The 19,296-nt window shown below is 39.6% G+C and carries 21 protein-coding genes and 2 riboswitches; of the genes, 4 read left to right on the plus strand and 17 right to left on the minus strand.

Annotation, left to right across the window (positions count from 1 at the left end):
- Positions 1 to 11 precede the first annotated feature (11 nt).
- From JFU24_RS03950 to JFU24_RS04015, 14 genes are read right to left on the minus strand one after another with little or no spacing between them, the layout of a single operon-like run.
- Positions 12 to 548, minus strand: a complete 537-nt coding sequence (locus JFU24_RS03950; RefSeq protein WP_201180801.1) for a cob(I)yrinic acid a,c-diamide adenosyltransferase — start codon at positions 546 to 548, stop codon at positions 12 to 14.
- A gap of 15 nt (positions 549 to 563) precedes the next feature.
- Positions 564 to 1,127 (minus strand): nitroreductase family protein, encoded by a 564-nt coding sequence (locus JFU24_RS03955; protein WP_201224719.1) that lies wholly within the window; start codon positions 1,125 to 1,127, stop codon positions 564 to 566.
- Positions 1,106 to 1,915: a uroporphyrinogen-III C-methyltransferase gene (gene cobA, locus JFU24_RS03960; RefSeq protein WP_201180803.1), complete on the minus strand. Its 810-nt coding sequence runs from the start codon at positions 1,913 to 1,915 to the stop codon at positions 1,106 to 1,108. The genes JFU24_RS03955 and cobA overlap by 22 nt, the downstream gene beginning before the upstream one ends.
- Before the next feature lie 37 nt (positions 1,916 to 1,952).
- Complete coding sequence (locus JFU24_RS03965; protein ID WP_201249532.1) at positions 1,953 to 3,347, minus strand: cobyrinate a,c-diamide synthase; 1,395 nt, start codon at positions 3,345 to 3,347, stop codon at positions 1,953 to 1,955.
- Between the two features lie 16 nt (positions 3,348 to 3,363).
- Positions 3,364 to 4,488 carry a cobalt-precorrin 5A hydrolase gene (locus JFU24_RS03970; RefSeq protein WP_201180805.1) on the minus strand — a complete coding sequence of 375 codons (1,125 nt, stop codon included), beginning with the start codon at positions 4,486 to 4,488 and terminating at the stop codon, positions 3,364 to 3,366.
- A complete protein-coding gene (gene cobM / locus JFU24_RS03975) occupies positions 4,485 to 5,261 on the minus strand; it encodes a precorrin-4 C(11)-methyltransferase (RefSeq protein WP_098174651.1) in 777 nt (258 codons plus the stop codon). The genes JFU24_RS03970 and cobM overlap by 4 nt, the downstream gene beginning before the upstream one ends.
- Positions 5,258 to 5,965: a precorrin-2 C(20)-methyltransferase gene (cobI, locus tag JFU24_RS03980; RefSeq protein WP_053345849.1), complete on the minus strand. Its 708-nt coding sequence runs from the start codon at positions 5,963 to 5,965 to the stop codon at positions 5,258 to 5,260. Before cobI ends, cobM begins: the two co-directional genes overlap by 4 nt.
- Positions 5,958 to 7,172, minus strand: coding sequence for a precorrin-6y C5,15-methyltransferase (decarboxylating) subunit CbiE (gene cbiE, locus JFU24_RS03985; RefSeq protein WP_201180807.1), 1,215 nt, complete (start codon positions 7,170 to 7,172; stop codon positions 5,958 to 5,960). Before cbiE ends, cobI begins: the two co-directional genes overlap by 8 nt.
- Entirely contained in the window at positions 7,156 to 8,268 is a 1,113-nt protein-coding gene (locus tag JFU24_RS03990) for a cobalt-precorrin-5B (C(1))-methyltransferase (RefSeq protein WP_056526998.1), read from the minus strand. The genes cbiE and JFU24_RS03990 overlap by 17 nt, the downstream gene beginning before the upstream one ends.
- An 8-nt stretch (positions 8,269 to 8,276) precedes the next feature.
- Entirely contained in the window at positions 8,277 to 8,921 is a 645-nt protein-coding gene (locus JFU24_RS03995) for a precorrin-8X methylmutase (RefSeq protein ID WP_053345847.1), read from the minus strand.
- Positions 8,922 to 8,933: 12 nt separating this feature from the next.
- Entirely contained in the window at positions 8,934 to 9,704 is a 771-nt protein-coding gene (gene cobK / locus JFU24_RS04000; protein WP_201224721.1) for a precorrin-6A reductase, read from the minus strand.
- A complete protein-coding gene (locus tag JFU24_RS04005) occupies positions 9,701 to 10,648 on the minus strand; it encodes a sirohydrochlorin chelatase (protein WP_201249533.1) in 948 nt (315 codons plus the stop codon). Before JFU24_RS04005 ends, cobK begins: the two co-directional genes overlap by 4 nt.
- An 18-nt stretch (positions 10,649 to 10,666) precedes the next feature.
- The gene (cobJ, locus tag JFU24_RS04010) at positions 10,667 to 12,322 is read right to left on the minus strand and encodes a precorrin-3B C(17)-methyltransferase (protein ID WP_201249534.1); all 1,656 of its coding nucleotides are present in this window, start codon (positions 12,320 to 12,322) and stop codon (positions 10,667 to 10,669) included.
- Between the two features lie 14 nt (positions 12,323 to 12,336).
- A complete protein-coding gene (locus JFU24_RS04015; protein ID WP_201249535.1) occupies positions 12,337 to 12,705 on the minus strand; it encodes a (2Fe-2S) ferredoxin domain-containing protein in 369 nt (122 codons plus the stop codon).
- Between the two features lie 151 nt (positions 12,706 to 12,856).
- A riboswitch (cobalamin riboswitch) is annotated at positions 12,857 to 13,046 on the minus strand.
- A gap of 211 nt (positions 13,047 to 13,257) precedes the next feature.
- A riboswitch (cobalamin riboswitch) is annotated at positions 13,258 to 13,453 on the plus strand.
- 177 nt (positions 13,454 to 13,630) lie between these two features.
- On the opposite strand from JFU24_RS04015, the gene JFU24_RS04020 reads away from it, so the two are divergent.
- From JFU24_RS04020 to JFU24_RS04035, 4 genes are read left to right on the plus strand one after another with little or no spacing between them, the layout of a single operon-like run.
- On the plus strand, positions 13,631 to 14,374 hold the full coding sequence (locus JFU24_RS04020; RefSeq protein ID WP_201180813.1) for an energy-coupling factor ABC transporter permease: 744 nt from the start codon (positions 13,631 to 13,633) through the stop codon (positions 14,372 to 14,374).
- 1 nt (position 14,375) lies between these two features.
- Positions 14,376 to 14,690 carry an energy-coupling factor ABC transporter substrate-binding protein gene (locus JFU24_RS04025; RefSeq protein ID WP_201180814.1) on the plus strand — a complete coding sequence of 105 codons (315 nt, stop codon included), beginning with the start codon at positions 14,376 to 14,378 and terminating at the stop codon, positions 14,688 to 14,690.
- Entirely contained in the window at positions 14,674 to 15,450 is a 777-nt protein-coding gene (cbiQ, locus tag JFU24_RS04030) for a cobalt ECF transporter T component CbiQ (protein ID WP_201249536.1), read from the plus strand. Before JFU24_RS04025 ends, cbiQ begins: the two co-directional genes overlap by 17 nt.
- Positions 15,451 to 15,468: 18 nt before the next feature.
- Entirely contained in the window at positions 15,469 to 16,314 is an 846-nt protein-coding gene (locus JFU24_RS04035; protein ID WP_201249537.1) for an energy-coupling factor ABC transporter ATP-binding protein, read from the plus strand.
- A gap of 190 nt (positions 16,315 to 16,504) precedes the next feature.
- Here JFU24_RS04035 and JFU24_RS04040 read toward each other — a convergent pair whose 3' ends face one another.
- The 3 genes from JFU24_RS04040 to JFU24_RS04050 all read right to left on the minus strand — a co-directional run bounded on the left by JFU24_RS04040 (position 16,505) and on the right by JFU24_RS04050 (position 19,127).
- Positions 16,505 to 16,726: a YozQ family protein gene (locus tag JFU24_RS04040; RefSeq protein ID WP_201224725.1), complete on the minus strand. Its 222-nt coding sequence runs from the start codon at positions 16,724 to 16,726 to the stop codon at positions 16,505 to 16,507.
- A 438-nt stretch (positions 16,727 to 17,164) separates the two neighbouring features.
- Entirely contained in the window at positions 17,165 to 17,899 is a 735-nt protein-coding gene (locus tag JFU24_RS04045) for a polysaccharide deacetylase family protein (RefSeq protein ID WP_201180816.1), read from the minus strand.
- Positions 17,900 to 18,389: 490 nt separating this feature from the next.
- Positions 18,390 to 19,127, minus strand: coding sequence for a TerC family protein (locus tag JFU24_RS04050; protein ID WP_201249538.1), 738 nt, complete (start codon positions 19,125 to 19,127; stop codon positions 18,390 to 18,392).
- Between the last annotated feature and the right edge of the window lie 169 nt (positions 19,128 to 19,296).

A 19,296-nucleotide genomic window follows, 5' to 3' on the forward strand; every position in this document is an offset into this window, starting at 1 on the left:
CGACTCACCCCTTAAAACTCTAATCCTTTGACAGCGCCGATTCCCTCTTCATAGTAATGCTTAGTCGCATCAATATTAGAGACTAAATCCGCCAAATCCATCAGTTCCCGTTTGGCATCTCTGCCAGTAACGACTAGATGCATATGAGCGGGTCGATTACGAATCACATCGATTACTTCTGCTAGTGGCAAGACATCTTCAATCGGGAACTTAGAGATGGCTAACGCATTGTTTAACTCATCCAGAACCAGTAAATCGATGGTTGAATCACAAAGGGCCTGTTTTGCTTTTTCCCAAGCAATCGTTAGTGCCTCCCGATGCTCTTGTGGTGTTTTGGTCCATGTAAAACCAATCCCGAGTTGTTCCATTTCAACCCCTAATTTCTTTAAAGCCAATGCCTCTCCATATGTACGCTCTGGAGATTTTATAAATTGGAGAAATTTAACGTTCATGCCTCTCCCAATCGCCCGTAAAGTAACACCAAGCGAGGCAGTCGTTTTCCCTTTCCCATTTCCGGTATATATAAGAAACAATCCTCTGCGAGCCATCTTATTCGCCTACCTTCATAGCCAAACTGTTTTTTCTATGTATGAAGTTCTTTTAGTAGCAGGAACAGGTTGACCCTTTTTAGGATAGCCTATAAAAATAGTACCGATTACTTTTTTGTTTTCCGGCGAACCGATAAATTCGTGCAGTCGTTCATCTCTGACAAGGCCTACTCCTCTAGTGCGCCATACAAAGCCAAGACCTAGTTCTTTTGCTGCAAGCCACATCGAATGGACAGCACAACAAGAGGCAAACACATTGTCCTCGGTTGATTCCGGATCGTCAGGCAAAATATCAGAGGTTACGACAATGATAAGCGGTGTGGTTTTTACAACTTCTAGTGAACTATCAATCAATTTCGGCTTGGTCGGGAAACGCTCATGTAAATATTTTTCTGCCAACTGTTCGTAGCGCTGCTTCGCGTCTCCTTTTATTACATAAAACCCCCAAGGTTCACGTAGTCGGTCATTAGGGGCATATGTAGCTGCTTCTAATAACTGCCTGATTTTTTCATCTTCTACTTCTTGCTCTTCATAGTTCCGAATAGCTCTGCGGTCTTTCAATTCTTGAATGATAGACATTTAGACTCGTTCCCTTCACTCGTAGACTCTGATTCAATCACTTTTTCAAACCATTGGATTTTTTCTCTTAATTGAACGACTTCACCTACCAGAAAGATTGCCGGATTTTGAATTTCCTCTTTCAAAGCAAGCATAGAAATCGTGTTCAAGGTTCCAGTTATCGTCCTTTGTTTATCTGTAGTACCCCATTCAATGACAGCCACTGGTGTTTCTTCGTCCCTACCATGCTCTATCAATTGTTCGCAGATAAATGGCATATTACCAATTCCCATGTAAAAGGCGATGGTATCAATTCCTTGAGCCAATGCCTGCCAATTCAGGTTGTCTTGACCCTTGTAATCACGTCCATGGCCGGTCACAATCGCAAAACTCGACGCATGTTCACGATGGGTAACCGGTATACCGGCATAAGCTGGAGCTGCAATGCCCGCAGTTACTCCTGGGATTATTTCATATTCTATCCCATTAGCCGCCAGGACCTCAGCTTCCTCTCCTCCCCGACCAAAGACAAACGGATCTCCTCCCTTTAGGCGGGTAACATTTTTCCCCTGCAAGGCCTTTTCTACCAAAAGTGAATGAATTTCTTCTTGAATGAGATGATGTCTCCCGGGTGATTTCCCGCAATATACAAGCTCCGCATTTTCTTTTGCATAGGTTAATAGTTTTGGATTGACGAGCCTGTCATAAGCTATGACATCAGCCTTTTGAATACATTCCATTCCATATACCGTAATTAGTTTCGGATCTCCGGGACCCGCACCGACCAGATGTACCTTTCCCGGTTTCATGCTCTTGCCTCCTCTTATTTATCAAAAAAACAACTTTTCATTGTTGATATGTTTCGTGTCCCATCAGTTTTTTTTGTTTTAAGCATGCACCTATCCAATTCTCAACAAGTTTAGGATTGGAAGCAAAATGAAAATGGGTATAACCAGCAACCAGATTACCTATTATGCACCCTTCTTTCTTTGAACCAAATCTTCCTTTCGCCTCGTAGGCATGCGGAAGCACATCATCTGACTCAAATGTGGAATAGTGGAATTCATGACCTTTTGCCTGCTCACAATCTTTTATTAAAAAATTGCTTTCGGTTCCAGTTATTTCACGATATCCCAGTGCCGCAAGCTTTTTCTGCATTTTGATCCTACCTGGAATCAATCCTGCCATCGGATACATTTCTCTAGAAGTTGTTTCAATAGATTTGCTCAAAAACATGAATCCACCACATTCTGCTAGAGTTGGCAAACCCTTTTCAATGGCATTTCTGATGGATTTTATAGCAATTTCATTGCGAGAAAGTTCATCTGCAAATTCTTCTGGAAAACCGCCTCCAAGGTATAAGCCATCCGCATCCACCGGAACTTCATCCCCTTTTAATGGAGAAAAATACTTGATGTTCGCTCCTTTTGCTTCAAGCAACTCAAGGTTTTCCTGATAATAAAAATTAAAGGCCGCATCTTTTGCAACGGCTATGCACACGTCTTTCTTGCTACTAGACTGAAAGATTCCTGAATTCCCACTGGAAATGGTGCTGGTCTTAGCCAAGAGATACAGCTGTTCGATATCAATCGTTTCCATAACTAAATGAGCGAGTTTATCGAAAAATGGTTCAAGTTCACCTCGTTCAATGGCAGGAATTAAGCCTAAATGACGGCTAGGAATATCAATATCTAACTCTCGCTTCATATACCCCATCACTGGAACATCGCATTCCTGCTCGATGGCTGCTTTGACAATTTTGTAATGCCCCTCACTTCCCACTTGATTGGCAATTACTCCAATAATGTTCGGACCCCTAGAAAAAGCTTGAAACCCTTTAACAATCGCAGCTGCGCTACGCGCCATACTCGCACAGTTGACAATTAACAAGACAGGACTTTCAGTAATCATGCTGATTTCAGCTGTTGACCCCGTATTCGATAAAGGATTTTTTCCATCGAAAAAGCCCATGACTCCTTCGATAATCGAGATATCCGCTCCAACGCTTGCTTTGTTAAGTATTTCTCGGACGATATCGTGCTCAAACATCCAGCTGTCAAGATTTCGTGAAGTTCGCCCTGTAACGGCTGTATGATAGGTTGGATCAATATAGTCAGGACCACATTTAAAACCCTGAACGGTATACCCTTTCTTCTGGAGGGCTGCCATAATTCCGATGGTCAATGTCGTTTTTCCGACCCCGCTTCCGGTGCCAGCAATAACTAATCTTCTATCGCTCATAAATATCCCCCCTTCCTTATAAAGGAATAATCCCTACAGAAATAGTGACATTTCCCGATTTTTTCTTAACCAGCTCCAGTTGTTCCGCTCCTGTAAAAATTCTAACAGCTGGCTCACTCACACCATAAGCACCTGTGTATTTATATACTGTGTCTGACGGAGCTTCAATTTTAGCCTGATTAAGTTCTTCCGGTTCAAAATACACAAATTCCCAACCGTGTTTTTGAACGACTTCGAGCAAACCAATTTCATCTTTCTTTATTGAAATTGTACATATTGCTTTAACACTTTTTATTGAAAATGATAATTCCGCTAATGTTTCCACAATTACCTGCTCAATTTCAACGGCTGATGTTCCTCGATTACAGCCGATTCCAAGAACAATGACTTTTGGACGAAATACAATACCATTGTCCAGGATCTTATTTTCAGTCTGCCTAAGCTCCCGATGAGTAACTACTAAGGCTGCTTGAGGCTTTGCTTTAAGGGCGTCATCAATTGACGGATAAACGATTATTTGTTCAGGTAATACTGTTTCATACGTCCACCAGTTCCGTTCACCCGACTCCTGAACGATTGCAACATGCTCTTCATTTACAACGGACGCACTGACTGGCGTTAATTTTTCCGCAGAATCCCAAACCCAGCCAAAGCGCTGGCCAAATAAATCGACAGGAATTGTTTTTTGTACATCTGATGCAGTTGTAATAATTGCATTTGCATCAAGCGCTGCTGCAACTTCCTTGGTAAGTTCATTTGCTCCTCCAAGGTGTCCTGACAAAACACTGATAACATTCTCCCCTTTGTCATCAATGACAACAACTCCTGGGTCCGTTTTTTTATCCTTCAAAATTGGAGCTATCATCCGGACGACGGCACCGAGTGAAATAATTAAAATGATTCCTTTATATTCCTTGAATAAAGCGGGTAACAGCATACGGACACTTCCCGAAAAAAGCTGGATTTGTCTGTGCTCTTCATCCCCTTTTTCAAACTTGCTCATGTAATATAGATCAGAATTTGAAAAAACAGTGTGTAATTTTCTTGCTAGTTCTACACCATGCTTTGTAATCGCTACGATTGCATAAGTATGAGACTGTTTTATGGGGGCTAGTTCCTCTTCTTTTAATTCAATAATCATGGCTTGACACCTTTTCGGAAACCGTGGGTAAAGCTCGCATCATATAGTTTGGAACGGTATTCATCTTTATCATGGATATTAGGGTCTAACGCCCATCCAGCCAAAATCATTGCATGCTTGCGGATTCCATTTTTACGCATATCATCATCTAAATTCACTAAGGTAGTACGAACAATTTTTTGGTCCGGCCATGTTGCCCGTTGAATGACTGCAACAGGCGTATCATCTTTCCACCCCGCTGTTTGGAGTTCTTTGACGATTTTTTTTGTTAAGGTTGCGCTTAAGAAAAGGGCAATCGTACAATGATGACTCGCTAAATCTCGTAATTTTTCGAATTCTGGAACCGGTGTCCGTCCTTCAGCTCTCGTTAAAATAAGTGTCTGAGTTAAATCGGGAATCGTCAGCTCGGCGCCAATTGCTGCTGCTGAAGCAAATACTGAACTAACACCAGGAATCACCTCATAGCCAATATCCTCTTTCTTCAATAGAACAATTTGTTCCATGATTGCACCGTACATAGCAGGATCTCCTGTGTGAATACGGGCTACCATTTTTCCTGCTTTAACACGATCAACCATAACATCAACAATTTCTTCCAAATGCATTCCAGCCGTTTTCAGCACCTCGGCATCAGGTTTTGCCTTTGCAATCAATTCTTCATTTACTAATGAATCCGTATATAAAATAACGTCTGCTGTTTGGAGAATATTCAATCCTTTTACCGTAATCAAATCCGGATCTCCTGGACCAGCACCTACAATATATATTTTCACTTTCTCACCACCATCAAAGTTAAGTATTCTAGTTCAAGTCCTTCCAATTCACTTAAGTTCCAAATTACTTCTTCATCGGAAGTGACTTTGGTTACAACTGAAGCCTTTTCAAGCAAATCTAAATCTTTTAATACAGTTATCATTAAATCGATTACTTTTGCGACTTTAATGAACACTACAGCATCATGATCTTCAATCGCCTTCTTCATCGCTTCATAATCATCTCTTGCAGGAATAATCGCGACATGATCATCGCCATCTGCCAAAGCAATGCCCAATCTTGAAGCTGACCCGTTAAACGAAGAAATGCCTGGTACCGTCTTAATCTCAACTTCAGGATGCAATTCCTGCATCAATTTCATCATATGTATGAACGTACTATATAAAAGCGGATCTCCTTCTGTAACGAAAGCAACATCCTTACCTTCATATAACTTTTGCCAAACCTTCTCAACTGTTTCGTTCCATTCCCGATCCAAAATCGTTTGATCCTTCGTCATCGGAAAAACAAGTCCGAGCATTTCCTTCTCCTCAGGCCGAATGTATACTTCTACGATACGATGGGCGTAGCTTTTGCTACCTTTTCTTTTTTTCGGATACGCAATAACTGGCGATTCCTGAATGACTCGAAACGCTTTTACTGTAATAAGCTCCGGATCTCCAGGACCGACGCCAAGACCATATAATGTACCAAGATTACTCATTCATGTCTTCCTTTCGTTGTGCAGTAATGATATAAACCGGATTCAGCGGAACAAATCTGTTCATTCCTAAAATAGGCTTGCTTCGTGAAATTTGAGCGTGCATGATGGAGGTTTGAAAACCTGCTTCTGCAAATGCCTCGTTCGCACGGTAAAGATTTTCTATCGTAGCGGCATTAAGGACAATCCTTCCGCCTTTTTTCAACCGATTGCAGCAAGTATTGATGAGGTCTACCATCTCTCCGCCTGTCCCACCGATAAAAACGGCATCCGGATCAGGAAACGTTTCTAAGCCTTGCGGTGCTTTTCCATGAATCGCCGTTAAATCGGTACGAAACTTACGTTGGTTTTGTAAACAATTTTCTAAATCCGGCTCATTTTTTTCAATCGCAAAAACTTGACCTTCAGGTGAGAGCTTCGCAGCTTCAATCCCCATTGAGCCCGTACACGTCCCAACATCCCAGACTATGCTGCTTTTCTTAAGTTTTAACGCATGAAGGCTTAATACTCGAATTTCCTTTTTGGTAATGAGACCTTTATCTGGCTTCCGCTGCGAAAATTCTTCATCTTCAATGCCTAAAGACCAGCTCGGTCCTTCAGATATCTTTTTCAAAATGACGACATTTAACGGAGAGAATTTCCGCTCTATCATTTCTTCAAGTTCATACCAGCCTGAATGTTCATTTTCTCCTTGAAGATTCTCCGCCACAAATGCCCGATATTCTGTCATACCAAATGATAGAAGATATTTAGCAAGTTGATTAGGACTATTTTCAACGTCAGTAAGCAATGCAACTTTTGCTTTCCCATCGATCCGTTGGGCCAACCCTTTCATACTTCGACCATGAACACTAACAAGGAAAGCATCTTGCCAGCTTTCACCCATTTTGGCAAAAGCGAGTTGAATTGAACTAAAATATGGGTATACTTCTATATTCATCTTGCTGGAAAGATAGCCGCCAATTCCGTAAAATAGCGGATCACCAGAAGCTAAAACGACCGTCGGACGAGTCTCTTCCTGTAGTCGTTCTACAACTGCTTTCATGCCGCCCTTTATGACAATTTTCTTTCCTTGATAATTCGGGAAGAAGGACAAGACCCTCTCACCGCCGATAAGCACTTCACTTTCTTCAATCCATTGTGCATATTGAGGCAGTAAGCTTTCTTGACCGTTATCTCCTATCCCGATTAATTTAATCGATTGAGTCAATTCCAACAGCCCTTCCTAGTAATTGTCCTTTCAACGAATAAATCGCTGTTTCCATTTCAATGCCGCCCTTCACTTGCTTTAATCCTGAGTGACAGCAGGCTTCACAAAGTTTATTGAAGAATTCTTTGTTATCAATCTCGGCCATCATATCACCGACTTGCGATGCGGTGTTTGCGTTCTTAATTTCAAAAACAAGATTATCATCTGCTCCGACACTTTGGGCAATTTCAGATAAAAAGCCGAAGTCGACTGGTGCACTTTTTGAATGCACCATCATCACACCTTGTGCAACTTTCGAAAATTTCCCCATCATACCGACAAGAGATACCTTTTTAATTCCCTGTCTTTTGCATTGCTTTAGCGAGAACCCTACAAAGTCACCCATTTCAATAAAGGCTTCTTCAGGTAACCCCTGAAGAAGACCCATTGCATACTTTTCGCTTCGACCACCTGTCGTTAAGACAAGATGATCACAGCCACCAGCTTTAGCAACACTAATCGCCTGAACAATACTTGCCATATACGCGGAACTGGAAAAAGGAACGACGGTGCCCCTTGTTCCCAAAATGGAAATGCCACCGACAATCCCTAACCGGCCGTTTAATGTTTTCTTCGCAATTTCTTCACCTGCTGGTACGGATATAACGACTTTCACACCTCTATTAACCTTAAATTCTTCTAATGTTTGTTGCACGGTTGTTAAAATCATTTTGCGCGGCACAGGATTAATTGCCGCTTCTCCGACAGGAACAGGAAGACCAGCTTTGGTCACGCGACCAACACCAATCCCTCCATCCAAGATGATGCCAGGTGTATCTACCCAGCTGACAGTAGAAATTATATGTGCCAGATGAGTGGCATCTGGATCATCGCCAGCATCTTTAATTGTTTCTGCACTAACTGAATTTTCCGTTATATCATATTTCTCAATTGTAAAAGTAGCATCTCTACCTATAGGCAAAGAAATCGTTGCCTCCTCAAGTGCATCACCAGTGATCAATGCGATCAATGCCGCTTTAGTTACTGCTGTTGAACAGGCTCCGGTCGTATACCCATGCCGCATTTGGGAGGGATCTTTCTTGACTTTCTTTTCCATGATTTAACCTAATCAGCTAAAAGGGAAATCGCATTCAATGCCGCAACCGTGACAGTACTTCCGCCTTTTCGGCCAACATTTGTAATGAATGGCACTTCGGTAATTTTTGCTAGTTCTTCTTTTGATTCCGCGGCAGAAACAAATCCAACAGGCATACCAATAATTAAGTCGGGTTTAGCAATCCCTTCTTTAATAAGACGAATGAGTTCTAATAATGCTGTTGGTGCGTTACCAATGGCATATATCCCGCCTTCATTTTCCTTTACGGCTTTTTGCATCGAAATGATGGCTCTTGTCGTTTTCAATCGTTTTGCTTCAACCATTACATCTGGGTCTGAAATATAGCAATGCACGTCCCCGCCATGTTTTTGAAAACGTTTTTTCCCCGTTCCACTTTCTATCATTTGAACATCGGCAATAACATGTCTTCCTTTGCGGATTGCTTCCACACCAGCTTGAATGGCATTTGGATGGATAATGACACTTCTTCCTAATTCAAAGTCTGCTGATGCATGAATTACACGGCGAACTATCTTCCACTCATCTTCTGAAAAATCATGATTACCCATTTCTTCAGCAATAATTGAAAAACTATAATCATATATTTTATCTGGATCAACCGTTAGGGGTTTAAAATCTGTTTTAAAATCCATCGTACATTCCTCCTATTTTTCGTTTAGTTGTTTTTTCAAATCGGCAATGACCAGATTAAAACTGGAATGAACATTTTTATAATCAACATCAGGACGAGAAATCATAATCGTCTCAATTCCACATTCCAATGCTGCTTCCAATTTCTCATCAACAGATCCAACCTTGCCACTTTCTTTTGTAATCATTAACGTGACACCATATTGATTGTATAGCGCTTTGTTCAATTCTTTTGAAAATGGACCTTGAACAGCGACTATATTTTTTTGCTCAATGCCTAACTGAGCACATTTTTCCATATTATCAATGCGCGGAAGCATTCTCGCTATCACTCTTGTATTCTCCAGACCTACTAACTCTTTAGCAAAAATCGCTAAGGTTTTACTTCCAGTCGTTAGCATAATAACTCCCCGCTTTGTAGCAGCAAGCTTGGCGGCTTCAGCATAATCACGAACCATAATCAATTTCTCATTCTGGAATCGTTGACTTTCACGTTCATAACGAATATAAGGAACATTTGCTTCCTTTGCTGCCTGAAGAGCGTTTTTCGATGCTTCTTCTGCAAATGGGTGACTTGCATCAACTACCGCATGAAATCCTTTTTCGATGATTAAAGATGCCATATCTGTTGCAGTTAATCGTCCAATTTGAGTTGCTATCTTCGCATCTTGCAAACTTTTTGCTGCCGACTCGGTTACTACCGTTGCCAAAACTTGGAATCCAACCCGTTGGATTTCAATCGCTAATTCCCTTGCATCGCTTGTACCCGCTAAGAACAAAATCATTTTGTCGTCCCCACCACTTGCTCATCATGGTCATGGTGGTCATGTCCATGGTCTGTTTCATGACCGTGATCGTGGTCATGGTGGTCATGCCCATGGTCGTGATCGTGGTCATGATGATGATGGTGATGGTGGGCATGGCCATGTTCCTCCACATGTTTACGATAGTTTTCTAGATCACGGGTACCACTTGACCTTCCTTCGCTAGCTTCGATTACACGTTCTTTCAGTATGGTTTGTAATGTTGGATGATAACCAAAGTATTTCGCCAAAACAAATTCATGCTCTGGATATTGGTCTTGATAGCCTGTTAGCATATTCTCCATTCTCTCCATTAACACACCTGTGAAGAGGAAATATGGAAGCATCACTATTTTTTTGGCACCTAACCGAATACAGCGTTCAATGCCTTCATCAACAAACGGATCCGTAACACCCATGAAGGCATTTTCGACCCACTTCACATTTAATTTTTCCCACAATAATCGTGAAATTTTATAAATATCACTATTTGCATCAGCATCACTTCCACCTCGACCTATCAGCAATATTGCTGTCTCCGGATGTTCCAAAGATGTATCGAATCCAACTTCCTCAAGGCGATCTGTCAGAATCGTTAATACTTCCTGGTGAACCCCAATCGTTTGTCCATATGTGAATGTAACCGCTGGATACTTATTCCTTCCATCCTCTATTTCAGCTGGAATATGTAATTTTGAATGTCCTGCATGCAACAAAATAATCGGAATGACGATAACTTCAGTGGCTCCTCTTTTTATGCAATTGTCAATGCCTTGGGATATACTTGGCGTGGCAAATTCCAAGAAGCATGTTTCAATTAATAAAGAGTCGTCCATTATTGGAATCATATTTTTAATAAAATGAATAACTTCTTCGTTTCCAGAAGCTAGTCTGCTTCCATGTCCTACGAATAATACTGCTTTCATTTGTTATCCCCCTCTTGATTAGTCTTCACAAGGCGCAGGCTCTATTTTTATTTTGGGAGCAATGTCTTGATATAAATAGCCCTGTATCTTTTTCGCCCGTTTGAAATATTTAAATAGTCGTTCATTAGGATGAGCATTTTGTTTATATTCGTTGACAATGTTTGTAATTAATTCAACTAGTTGATCCGGTTCAATTCCTTCTGCAACTGGTTGACCAGGATGAGCCGTTCTGCCAACAGGTTTCGCTCCAAGGAATAAATCAAATTTCCCTTTTCGGAAAACGATCCCGATATCATCCATCACTGCACTATAACAAGCCATTCCACACCCATTAAAACCAATGTTCAGTTCCTTAGGCATATCAATCCCACCAAGCACCCTCTGTATTTCATCCGCGTAAGGAATGGATTCCACTTTTTCACCATCACAGAAATCACAGGCTTTTAAAGTCAATACATCCCCAATTGGCGATAATAAAAAGTTTGCTGATTGCAATTTTCCAGTAATAACTTCTGGATCTGTTGTAGGAATCTTTAAAACGATTTTATGATTTGGCGTGTATTCCATCGTTCCCTTTTCTCCAACAACTTCTGCAAGTGTCATCATTTGTTTCGGAGTAAATTGCTTGTTCGCCACACCTGGGCTAACGGCAAGCTCGAATACCGACTCAATTTTTTGCAGAACAATCGGCGTAATTGATTGCTGAACTGTTTGACCCTTAACTCTTGTGAGTGCTTCCATTGCCACTTCAAAAGAAGTGCTCTTTTTTTCTGGTGCTTTTGTAAGCAATCCAACTCCGCCAGTCGACTCGGTGTACGCTTCCTGCATAGAACCTGTTTCTTGATCTAATGCCCAAGGTTCTGCTTCTTTTTGCAAGCGTTGATGCGGCTTCAATGGTTGCTTTTCCGAATTCAATGTATACTTTCTTTGATATCCACGTGGCGTGATGATTTTGTCATCATATAAAAAGGTAGATGAATTTCCAATAATGACGGTTGTTAGCATCCCTATATCGTGATTTAACATGTCTTTCAAATTGGTTATCACAATATCCTGACGATCGCGATAAGCACTTTTCACCAATCCGACAGGTGTTTCGGGTGAGCGGTAACGCAGTAAAATTTTCTGTGTTTCAACAATTTGCCTAGTCCGTCTACCGCTTCGAGGATTATAAAGTGCAATGACAAAGTCAGCCATTGCTGCAGCCTCCACTCTTTTGGCAATCAGATCCCAAGGCGTTAAGTGGTCACTGAGGCTGATGGTACAGGAATCATGCATGACAGGTGCACCAAGTAAAGACGCACATGAATTGATGGCAGAAATACCAGGAATGATTTCAATGGCTACTCCCGTTTCTTCTTTCCAGCCTTTTTCAATCAATACTTCATAAACCAGCCCTGCCATTCCGTATACCCCTGCATCACCACTCGAAATTACAGCCACTTTCTTTCCCAACTCCGCCTGTTTCACTGCTTCTTGTGCACGTGATACTTCTTCAGTCATACCTGTACTTATAATCGTTTGATCTGTAAGAAGGCCCTGTATGAGTTCCACATATGTTTTGTAACCAATGATGAAGTCACTTTCTTGAAGGGCTTCTACAGCACGTTTGGTAATATGTTCAAAATTCCCTGGTCCAAAGCCAACGACAAATAATTTACCGTTTGTACTCATTTAGACATCTCCTTTTACAACTTGTCTTTTGAAATTCCTGTTTGAGCTGGAAAATCTGGATTAGGAGTCATTTCTCCATTAGTAAATTGGTAAATCATCTGTGGAATGAACTTCTCATCATCGAGATTACTGACAATCTCTCGTCCAAAATCAGGTGAATCCACTCGATACCATGTCCCTTGAGGATAAGCAATCACAACGCAGGCATCCTTACACCTTCCGTTACAGCGAGTTCTAGTAGTATGAATTTTTTGATTCAGACCTTGTGAAGTAATTTCATCACGAATTGCTTGCGTTATTTCTTCGCCACCTTTTTTCATGCAACTGCTGCCGTTACAAATCAAAAGATGCGAATTTGTGCCTTTTAAGTTCCAAGTTGTCATCTTCTTCCTCCTAAATCTGAGAAAAGGCAAAATAAAAAACCTTAACTGTTAGAGTTAAGGTTTTAAAAAAACTATATGAAAAGGGAGCCTCCAGCAAGCAAAGTGAAACTCTCAAAATCCCCATAGTCCTTCTACCTTTCCCTCCGAAAAGTATCACACAATTTTAAAAGCAGGTTTCCTGGCTTACGCTTCAATTTACTTTTGTCCCTTCCCAGCTCTAGGCCAGTGGTTATCGACAATTTCATCAGCGTTACAGTAGCGGGGGTCGCATCGGATTCTCACCGATTTCCCTATTATCCCTTGCGTGTTCATACAAGAGCACTTTTAAATTGAAATATTTGGTTTTATAATAATATATTTCTAGTTAACTTTATCTATCATATAACAACTTTTTTAAAATTCAATAGTTTATTCCGACTGTTTTGAAAAGTTTAATGGTGAAAATCCAGCTTCATGCCTATCCTCACTGCGATTTTATCCTTCTCAAAAAAAATATGAATAGAGTGTAGATGGAATCATTGCTTTATGGTACAATAAACGAGAATTTTCAAAAAATTACATAAGTTTTATGGTGCTAGATTCCTCGGAATTTAGCTTAATAGGGAAGTCGGTGTAAATCCGGCGCGGTCCCGCCACTGTAAAGGGAAGTCCTAATACGTAATGAATAATCCACTGTCAAACGCGATGGGAAGGATGTATGAGGATGATGATCCAGAGCCAGGAGACCTGCCATGAAGCGTGAAACTGTTTACAACCTACGAGGATGGGTGTGCGGATCAGGCAGCTAAGCTAATATTTGTATTATGCTGCAAACTTACTGTTCATTACGCACTTCTTTCTTTTTGAGAGAAGTGCTTTTTATGTTGCCCGCCACTTCTCTTCTCAGCTTTAATCATTAAAAATAAAAGCGTTGAAAGGAGAAAAAATGAAAAAAGCCAATTGGAAAATACTTTATTTTGTCATTTTACTACTCTTCGTACCAAAGAAAGCAATGGCCATGCATATTATGGAGGGCTTCTTACCGATCGAATGGGCGATATTCTGGTGGGCTGTGACACTTCCATTTTTAATCTTGGGTTACCGTTCTATTAGGTCTAAAGTGAAGGAAAACCCAGAAACAAAAATGATGCTGGGTCTGTCTGGCGCATTCGTTTTTATTTTATCAGCCCTAAAAATCCCTTCCGTTACAGGAAGCTCTTCACACCCTACCGGCGTCGGTTTAGGTTCAATCTTGTTTGGGCCACTGGCCATGAGTGTCGTCGGTTCTATTGTTCTGTTATTTCAAGCTGTATTACTAGCTCATGGAGGACTAACTACGCTAGGAGCCAATGCCTTTTCCATGGCTGTTTGCGGGCCGTTCATTGCTTATTTTGTATTCAAAGGCGCTACTAAATTAGGTTGGTCCTTCTCTCTTGCTGTTTTCTTAGCAGCAGCTTTCGGAGATTTGGGCACCTATGTGATAACTTCTGTACAACTTGCTTTAGCTTTCCCATCGGAGGTAGGTGGATTCATGGCCTCATTCACTAAATTTTCAGGAATCTTTGCCCTTACCCAAATACCTTTAGCAATCAGTGAAGGTTTATTGACAGTCGTTGTCATGAATTTCTTGAAGAAATACAATCTAGGCGAATTGAAATTACTGCGAGTGTTATCTAAGGAGGCTCGTTAGCATGAAAAAAAGTTTATTGTTGCTTTTTCTAGTCGTCATACTTGCTATAATTCCGTTAATCACCCAACAAGGAACAGAATTTGGTGGAGCTGATGGAGTGGCGGAAGAAGCCATCACTAAAATCCAACCAGAATATAAGCCTTGGTTCAACAGTATCTGGGAGCCGCCAGGTGCAGAAACCGAAAGCTTATTGTTTGCTCTCCAAGCCGCGATTGGCGCCGGATTCATAGGATACTTCATCGGCGTTATGCGACAAAAAAATAAACAGTCCGTTCAAGAAAAGGACGAACAGGCAAAACATGTTACTCATAGATAAATACGCCTATTTCAACCGGCTAAAGCATGTACATCCTTTAGAGAAAATGATTTTTGCCCTCTCCCTTTTGTTGTTTTCTTTAGCAGTGAGGGATACGACCGTCTCACTCATCACCTTTACCGTGATGAGTGCTTTAATCATTTTCGGGGCAAAAATCCCAATCTCTTATTATCTAAAATTACTCTTATTACCTGGATTTTTTGTACTATCAGGTACAATTACCATCCTTTTTTCATTCGCAAGTAAATTCACTTCGATACCAAATGTATGGTGGTCCTGGAATTTCGGCAGCTGGCAAATATTTATCAGCGAAGACAGTATAAAAACGGTAATTGGTCTAATCGTTGTTGTATTAAGCAGTATCAGCTGTTTATATTTCCTAACCTTAACTACTCCCATCACAGTTATACTATATGTATTGCGTAAGCTGAAACTGCCTTCATTGCTGATTGATTTAATCGAATTAACTTATCGCTTCATCTTTATTTTTTTAGATACAGCTATGGCCATTCATCAATCACAGTCATCACGGCTTGGGTATAGTTCAGTGAGGAAGGGAATTCGATCTCTCGGGTTACTCATATCTTCCCTGTTTTTAGGAGTGTTTCAGCGCTCTGAACAATTAACGATGGCAATGAACGCAAGAGGGTATCAAGAGAATATTTCATTTATCGATGACTCTTACACTTATTCCTCTCGTAATTGGCTGATTACCATTGTAACTCTAGTAAGCTTATTCTTTATTTATAGATATATATAAATTGGGGGCAGTTCGATAATGGAAGAACATATTTTTAATATAGATGGCCTCACCCATCAATTCGCAGATGGGACGTTCGCATTAAAAGATCTTTCTCTTACTATTCAACAAGGTAAAAAAATTGCTTTATTAGGCAATAACGGTGCCGGTAAGTCAACTTTATTCCAACATTTAAACGGTCTATTAAAGCCAACAACAGGATCCATCAAATTTAAGGGAAAGAAATTAAAATATGACAGAAAAACATTATTACTATTACGAAAACAGATTGGAATCGTTTTTCAAGACCCGGATTCACAACTTTTTTCCGCTAATGTTCAACAGGATATATCGTTTGGACCGATGAACTTAAGTTGGGAAAGAGATGTCGTGCGGGAGAAAGTTGAATGGGCGATGGCCCAAACAGAAGTAACAGAATTGAAAGATAAGCCCACCCATTTTTTGAGCTTAGGACAAAAGAAGCGTGTTGCCATAGCTGGTGTGTTAGCCATGGAACCCGAAGTCTGGATCCTAGATGAGCCTACGGCGGGATTGGATTCTTATTTTTCCAAACAGATTATGGCTCTTTTGGATAACATCCATCTCCCTGATAAAACAATCATTTTATCAACCCATGATGTTAACTTAGCCTATCAATGGGCTGACGAAATCATTGTCATGAACGATGGAAAGGTCATATATCAAGGAGATCCTGTCACTATTTTTCATCATGAAGACCTTTTGTATCAAGCACATTTAGAAAAACCATGGATATTTGAAATGTTTCAATCACTTATTCAATCAAAGATATTCACAGAAAAAGACCCTGCCCCTAGAACGAAAGAAGAATTACTTCAAAAAATGGAGATTGAAAAGGTTAATTAAGAAGCAACCCCTAGCCTGTTTCATTAGGTCAAAACAAACTAGGGGATAAAATGGAGATATTCTTCACTATCCAGGTAATTGAGTCGGTACCCCAATACCTGGATAGTTTTAACCTCAGAGAAACACAAGTAGCTGCAAAGTATCACTCTTGAAAGCTCATGCAATGCCCTGGTATTTATCCCTAATTATTTTATTGGCTTTCTTCTTCAGCCTCTTCCCCTTTTATCTCTATATTCTTTCCGTCTACATCATCAACTATAGATTGCATTTCACCTTCCGTATAGGTATCCGAAACTTGCTCGTGGGTTTTAGCAAGCCCATAGGACAATGTATCCTTTCGTTTATAATCACTGACGTCATAAATTCTTCCAGCTATATCTAAAGAATCCTTTTTTGATTCCTTGCTATCCATAGAATTCACTCCTTATTTCGAATTATTTTTATCTTGCCTATTTTATTAAAACAGGGAAACTTGGTTTCATTTGTCATCTCATATAGATTGACAGCATGAAGTAATAACAATGGTATTTTGCGTAAAAAATAATCCAATATTCAATAAAGATAAAAAAATGATTTATCACTGATTTAACAACCAGAGGGTTCAATCTTATTTGAATGGGAAACATGGAGGTATTTCAGTATCCATATCCATCATTCCTATCCATTTTTATGAACTCCGTTTAATGTTATTTTTTCAAAAAAGCGCCCAATTGAAGTTGAAGAATGAGGTTAATTTCATCCTCCTTTTTTATTTGAAATTTTCCTTGTTTCTGATCCATTAGCTTATAAGCACTATTACTTTTCCCTTAGGTCCAATAGAAAAAGCAATTACTTGGAATAGGAACCGCCTTCATTCTCTGTCAACAATCTTTGCAAAGTCGTCAAGGCTAGTTGAATATTTGATATAGATTCGTGGTAAAAGATAGAGTTCGTCTTTAATGCCCTTCTCAGAAAATGGTTCAGGAGTTGTCGTAAGTCCAAACAAATAATATTTCTTCGTTTCTGCTACGACTTTGTCATTGAAATTCCCGTATGGATACGCAAGTGCATAAACTGGTTTGCCCGTTATTTTTTGAATTTTATCTTTGGACCCTTTCATTTCATATTCATAATTTTTAATTTTCGTCAAGTCAGGATGTGTAGCAGTATGAGACTGAATTGAGATCATACCCGAATCAGCCATCGTTTTCAAATCCGATTTCGATAATCGGTTTGAGCGACCAATAAAGTCAGATATAACAAACATGGTACCAGATGGTTTAAAACGTTCGTTTTTCAATTTTTGAAAGATAGCAAATGCATTCAGGTTGTTTTTGTATCCGTCATCAAAGGTAATGAAAATGGGTTTGTTTACTTTATTAATGTCTTGCCATCGATCAAAAGTTAATAATGTGTAGCCATGGTCTCGTAAATAAATCATTTGTTTCTCGAAATTCTTTGGGGTTACATATAACTCCATAGAACCGTGTCCATTAAACTCGTCAATCGAATGATAAATTAAAATAGGTACTTTTCGTTGAGCAATAACTTGAGATGGAAAAATTAAGATAAGAAGACATAGGAAAAACATTGCTATCTTTTTCATAAAACTCCTCGCTTTGTATCCTTTTTATATCTTTTCAATTTATTGTTCCTCAAAAGCATAGTTCTATTATGATTTCTCTCATATTTCATTCTATCTTCCATTTTGATCAATGGTGACTTTGATATTCCCAAATGAAAAGTAATTCCCTAAAACACTAAGGAATCGGCTTTTTTATAAGTCCTCCTTCACCAATAACCCTTTTTGCTTAATAAGAATTTCTGTTATTCTTCATCATCAATTTCTTCTTCAGAGTTTAGAAAGAAGATATGCAACTTCTAGATGAACTTTTCCTTCCACCACTCACCTCCCCCTTTAGTAGGTAAGAAAAAAAGGTTGCCGCATGACAACCTCCCTTATTAAAGTAAAGCACCCCTTAGTTGAACAAAACTTTTTCGTTTAATTATCAAATAACTCAAAATTAGTAAACGGAATGAACGTTTGTCAATTTAAAAATCGTTATTTTTTTACAGACAAATATATTTATTTTGCTTCACTGTTTTTCTGTTCTTCCTTTAGATAAAAACCATCCACCTAATGCAATAAGCAGCATTACTGACCAAAAGATTGTATTCCAAATAGGTCCTTCAACAAACTCGTGAGGAATAATGTGCAAGGCTGGATGCGCAAGAGTATGCATTAATAACTTAACCCCAACCCAACCAACGAGTAACATTGCTGCAGTTTCAAGACTAGGGCGTTCTGTCAATATCTTAACGAAGTAGCCTGCTGCAAACCTAATAACAATTAAACCAGCAATTGCTCCTAATAAAATAACTATAAATTGTGCGCCATCCATCCCCCCAATTTCCCCCATTGGTGTATCTGGCAGGGCAATGACAAGAGCTACCGCTGCTAAAATAGAATCAACAGCGAAGGCGATATCAGCTAATGCAATTTGCACAATAGTCATACGATAGCTTTTCCCTTTTTTCTCTTTTTCTCCGTGGTCCTTTTTTAGTAAATGTTTTAATGAGATGAAAATTAAATAAGCAGCCCCAATTGCTTGAACTTGCCAAACGTGGAAAAGGTACGAAATAATAAAGATTGCACCAATCCTAAATATAAAAGCTAATAGCAACCCAATATTAATCGCTTTTTTTTGCAGTTCTTCTGGTAAATGTTTTGACATAATAGCTAAAACTAAAGCATTATCTGCAGATAATAAACCTTCTAAAAAAATCAAAATAATTAATACCCAGCCATACTCTAATAATAAAGAAAGTTCCATATTATCCCCCTATAAATTATCACTTCATAAGCCAGTATAAGTATGCTACATGAGTTTAATAACGTTTTGTATTATCGGTATTATATTTCACCCAGCCCATATTAAAGAAAGTTTGCCTTTTTCTTATTCCAATATTGTCTCAACGTATCCACTTCCTTATTCAACTCTT

Source organism: Peribacillus sp. TH27, from assembly GCF_016650915.1.
GTDB classification, from domain to species: domain Bacteria; phylum Bacillota; class Bacilli; order Bacillales; family DSM-1321; genus Peribacillus; species Peribacillus butanolivorans.

What these genes read in the sequence shown, in the direction of transcription:
- JFU24_RS04045 (WP_201180816.1), bottom strand. Translation starts at nt 17,899, where the DNA reads ATGAAAAAGATAGCAATGTTTTTCCTATGTCTTCTTATCTTAATTTTT.
- JFU24_RS03970 (WP_201180805.1), bottom strand. Translation starts at nt 4,488, where the DNA reads ATGATTATTGAATTAAAAGAAGAGGAACTAGCCCCCATAAAACAGTCT.
- JFU24_RS04015 (WP_201249535.1), bottom strand. Translation starts at nt 12,705, where the DNA reads ATGACAACTTGGAACTTAAAAGGCACAAATTCGCATCTTTTGATTTGT.
- JFU24_RS04035 (WP_201249537.1), top strand. Translation starts at nt 15,469, where the DNA reads ATGGAAGAACATATTTTTAATATAGATGGCCTCACCCATCAATTCGCA.
- cobI (WP_053345849.1), bottom strand. Translation starts at nt 5,965, where the DNA reads ATGAGTAATCTTGGTACATTATATGGTCTTGGCGTCGGTCCTGGAGAT.
- cobK (WP_201224721.1), bottom strand. Translation starts at nt 9,704, where the DNA reads ATGATTTTGTTCTTAGCGGGTACAAGCGATGCAAGGGAATTAGCGATT.
- JFU24_RS04050 (WP_201249538.1), bottom strand. Translation starts at nt 19,127, where the DNA reads ATGGAACTTTCTTTATTATTAGAGTATGGCTGGGTATTAATTATTTTG.
- cbiQ (WP_201249536.1), top strand. Translation starts at nt 14,674, where the DNA reads ATGTTACTCATAGATAAATACGCCTATTTCAACCGGCTAAAGCATGTA.
- cobA (WP_201180803.1), bottom strand. Translation starts at nt 1,915, where the DNA reads ATGAAACCGGGAAAGGTACATCTGGTCGGTGCGGGTCCCGGAGATCCG.
- JFU24_RS04040 (WP_201224725.1), bottom strand. Translation starts at nt 16,726, where the DNA reads ATGGATAGCAAGGAATCAAAAAAGGATTCTTTAGATATAGCTGGAAGA.
- JFU24_RS04005 (WP_201249533.1), bottom strand. Translation starts at nt 10,648, where the DNA reads ATGAAAGCAGTATTATTCGTAGGACATGGAAGCAGACTAGCTTCTGGA.
- JFU24_RS04025 (WP_201180814.1), top strand. Translation starts at nt 14,376, where the DNA reads ATGAAAAAAAGTTTATTGTTGCTTTTTCTAGTCGTCATACTTGCTATA.
- JFU24_RS03965 (WP_201249532.1), bottom strand. Translation starts at nt 3,347, where the DNA reads ATGAGCGATAGAAGATTAGTTATTGCTGGCACCGGAAGCGGGGTCGGA.
- JFU24_RS03995 (WP_053345847.1), bottom strand. Translation starts at nt 8,921, where the DNA reads ATGGATTTTAAAACAGATTTTAAACCCCTAACGGTTGATCCAGATAAA.
- JFU24_RS04020 (WP_201180813.1), top strand. Translation starts at nt 13,631, where the DNA reads ATGAAAAAAGCCAATTGGAAAATACTTTATTTTGTCATTTTACTACTC.
- JFU24_RS03990 (WP_056526998.1), bottom strand. Translation starts at nt 8,268, where the DNA reads ATGGAAAAGAAAGTCAAGAAAGATCCCTCCCAAATGCGGCATGGGTAT.
- JFU24_RS03950 (WP_201180801.1), bottom strand. Translation starts at nt 548, where the DNA reads ATGGCTCGCAGAGGATTGTTTCTTATATATACCGGAAATGGGAAAGGG.
- cobJ (WP_201249534.1), bottom strand. Translation starts at nt 12,322, where the DNA reads ATGAGTACAAACGGTAAATTATTTGTCGTTGGCTTTGGACCAGGGAAT.
- JFU24_RS03955 (WP_201224719.1), bottom strand. Translation starts at nt 1,127, where the DNA reads ATGTCTATCATTCAAGAATTGAAAGACCGCAGAGCTATTCGGAACTAT.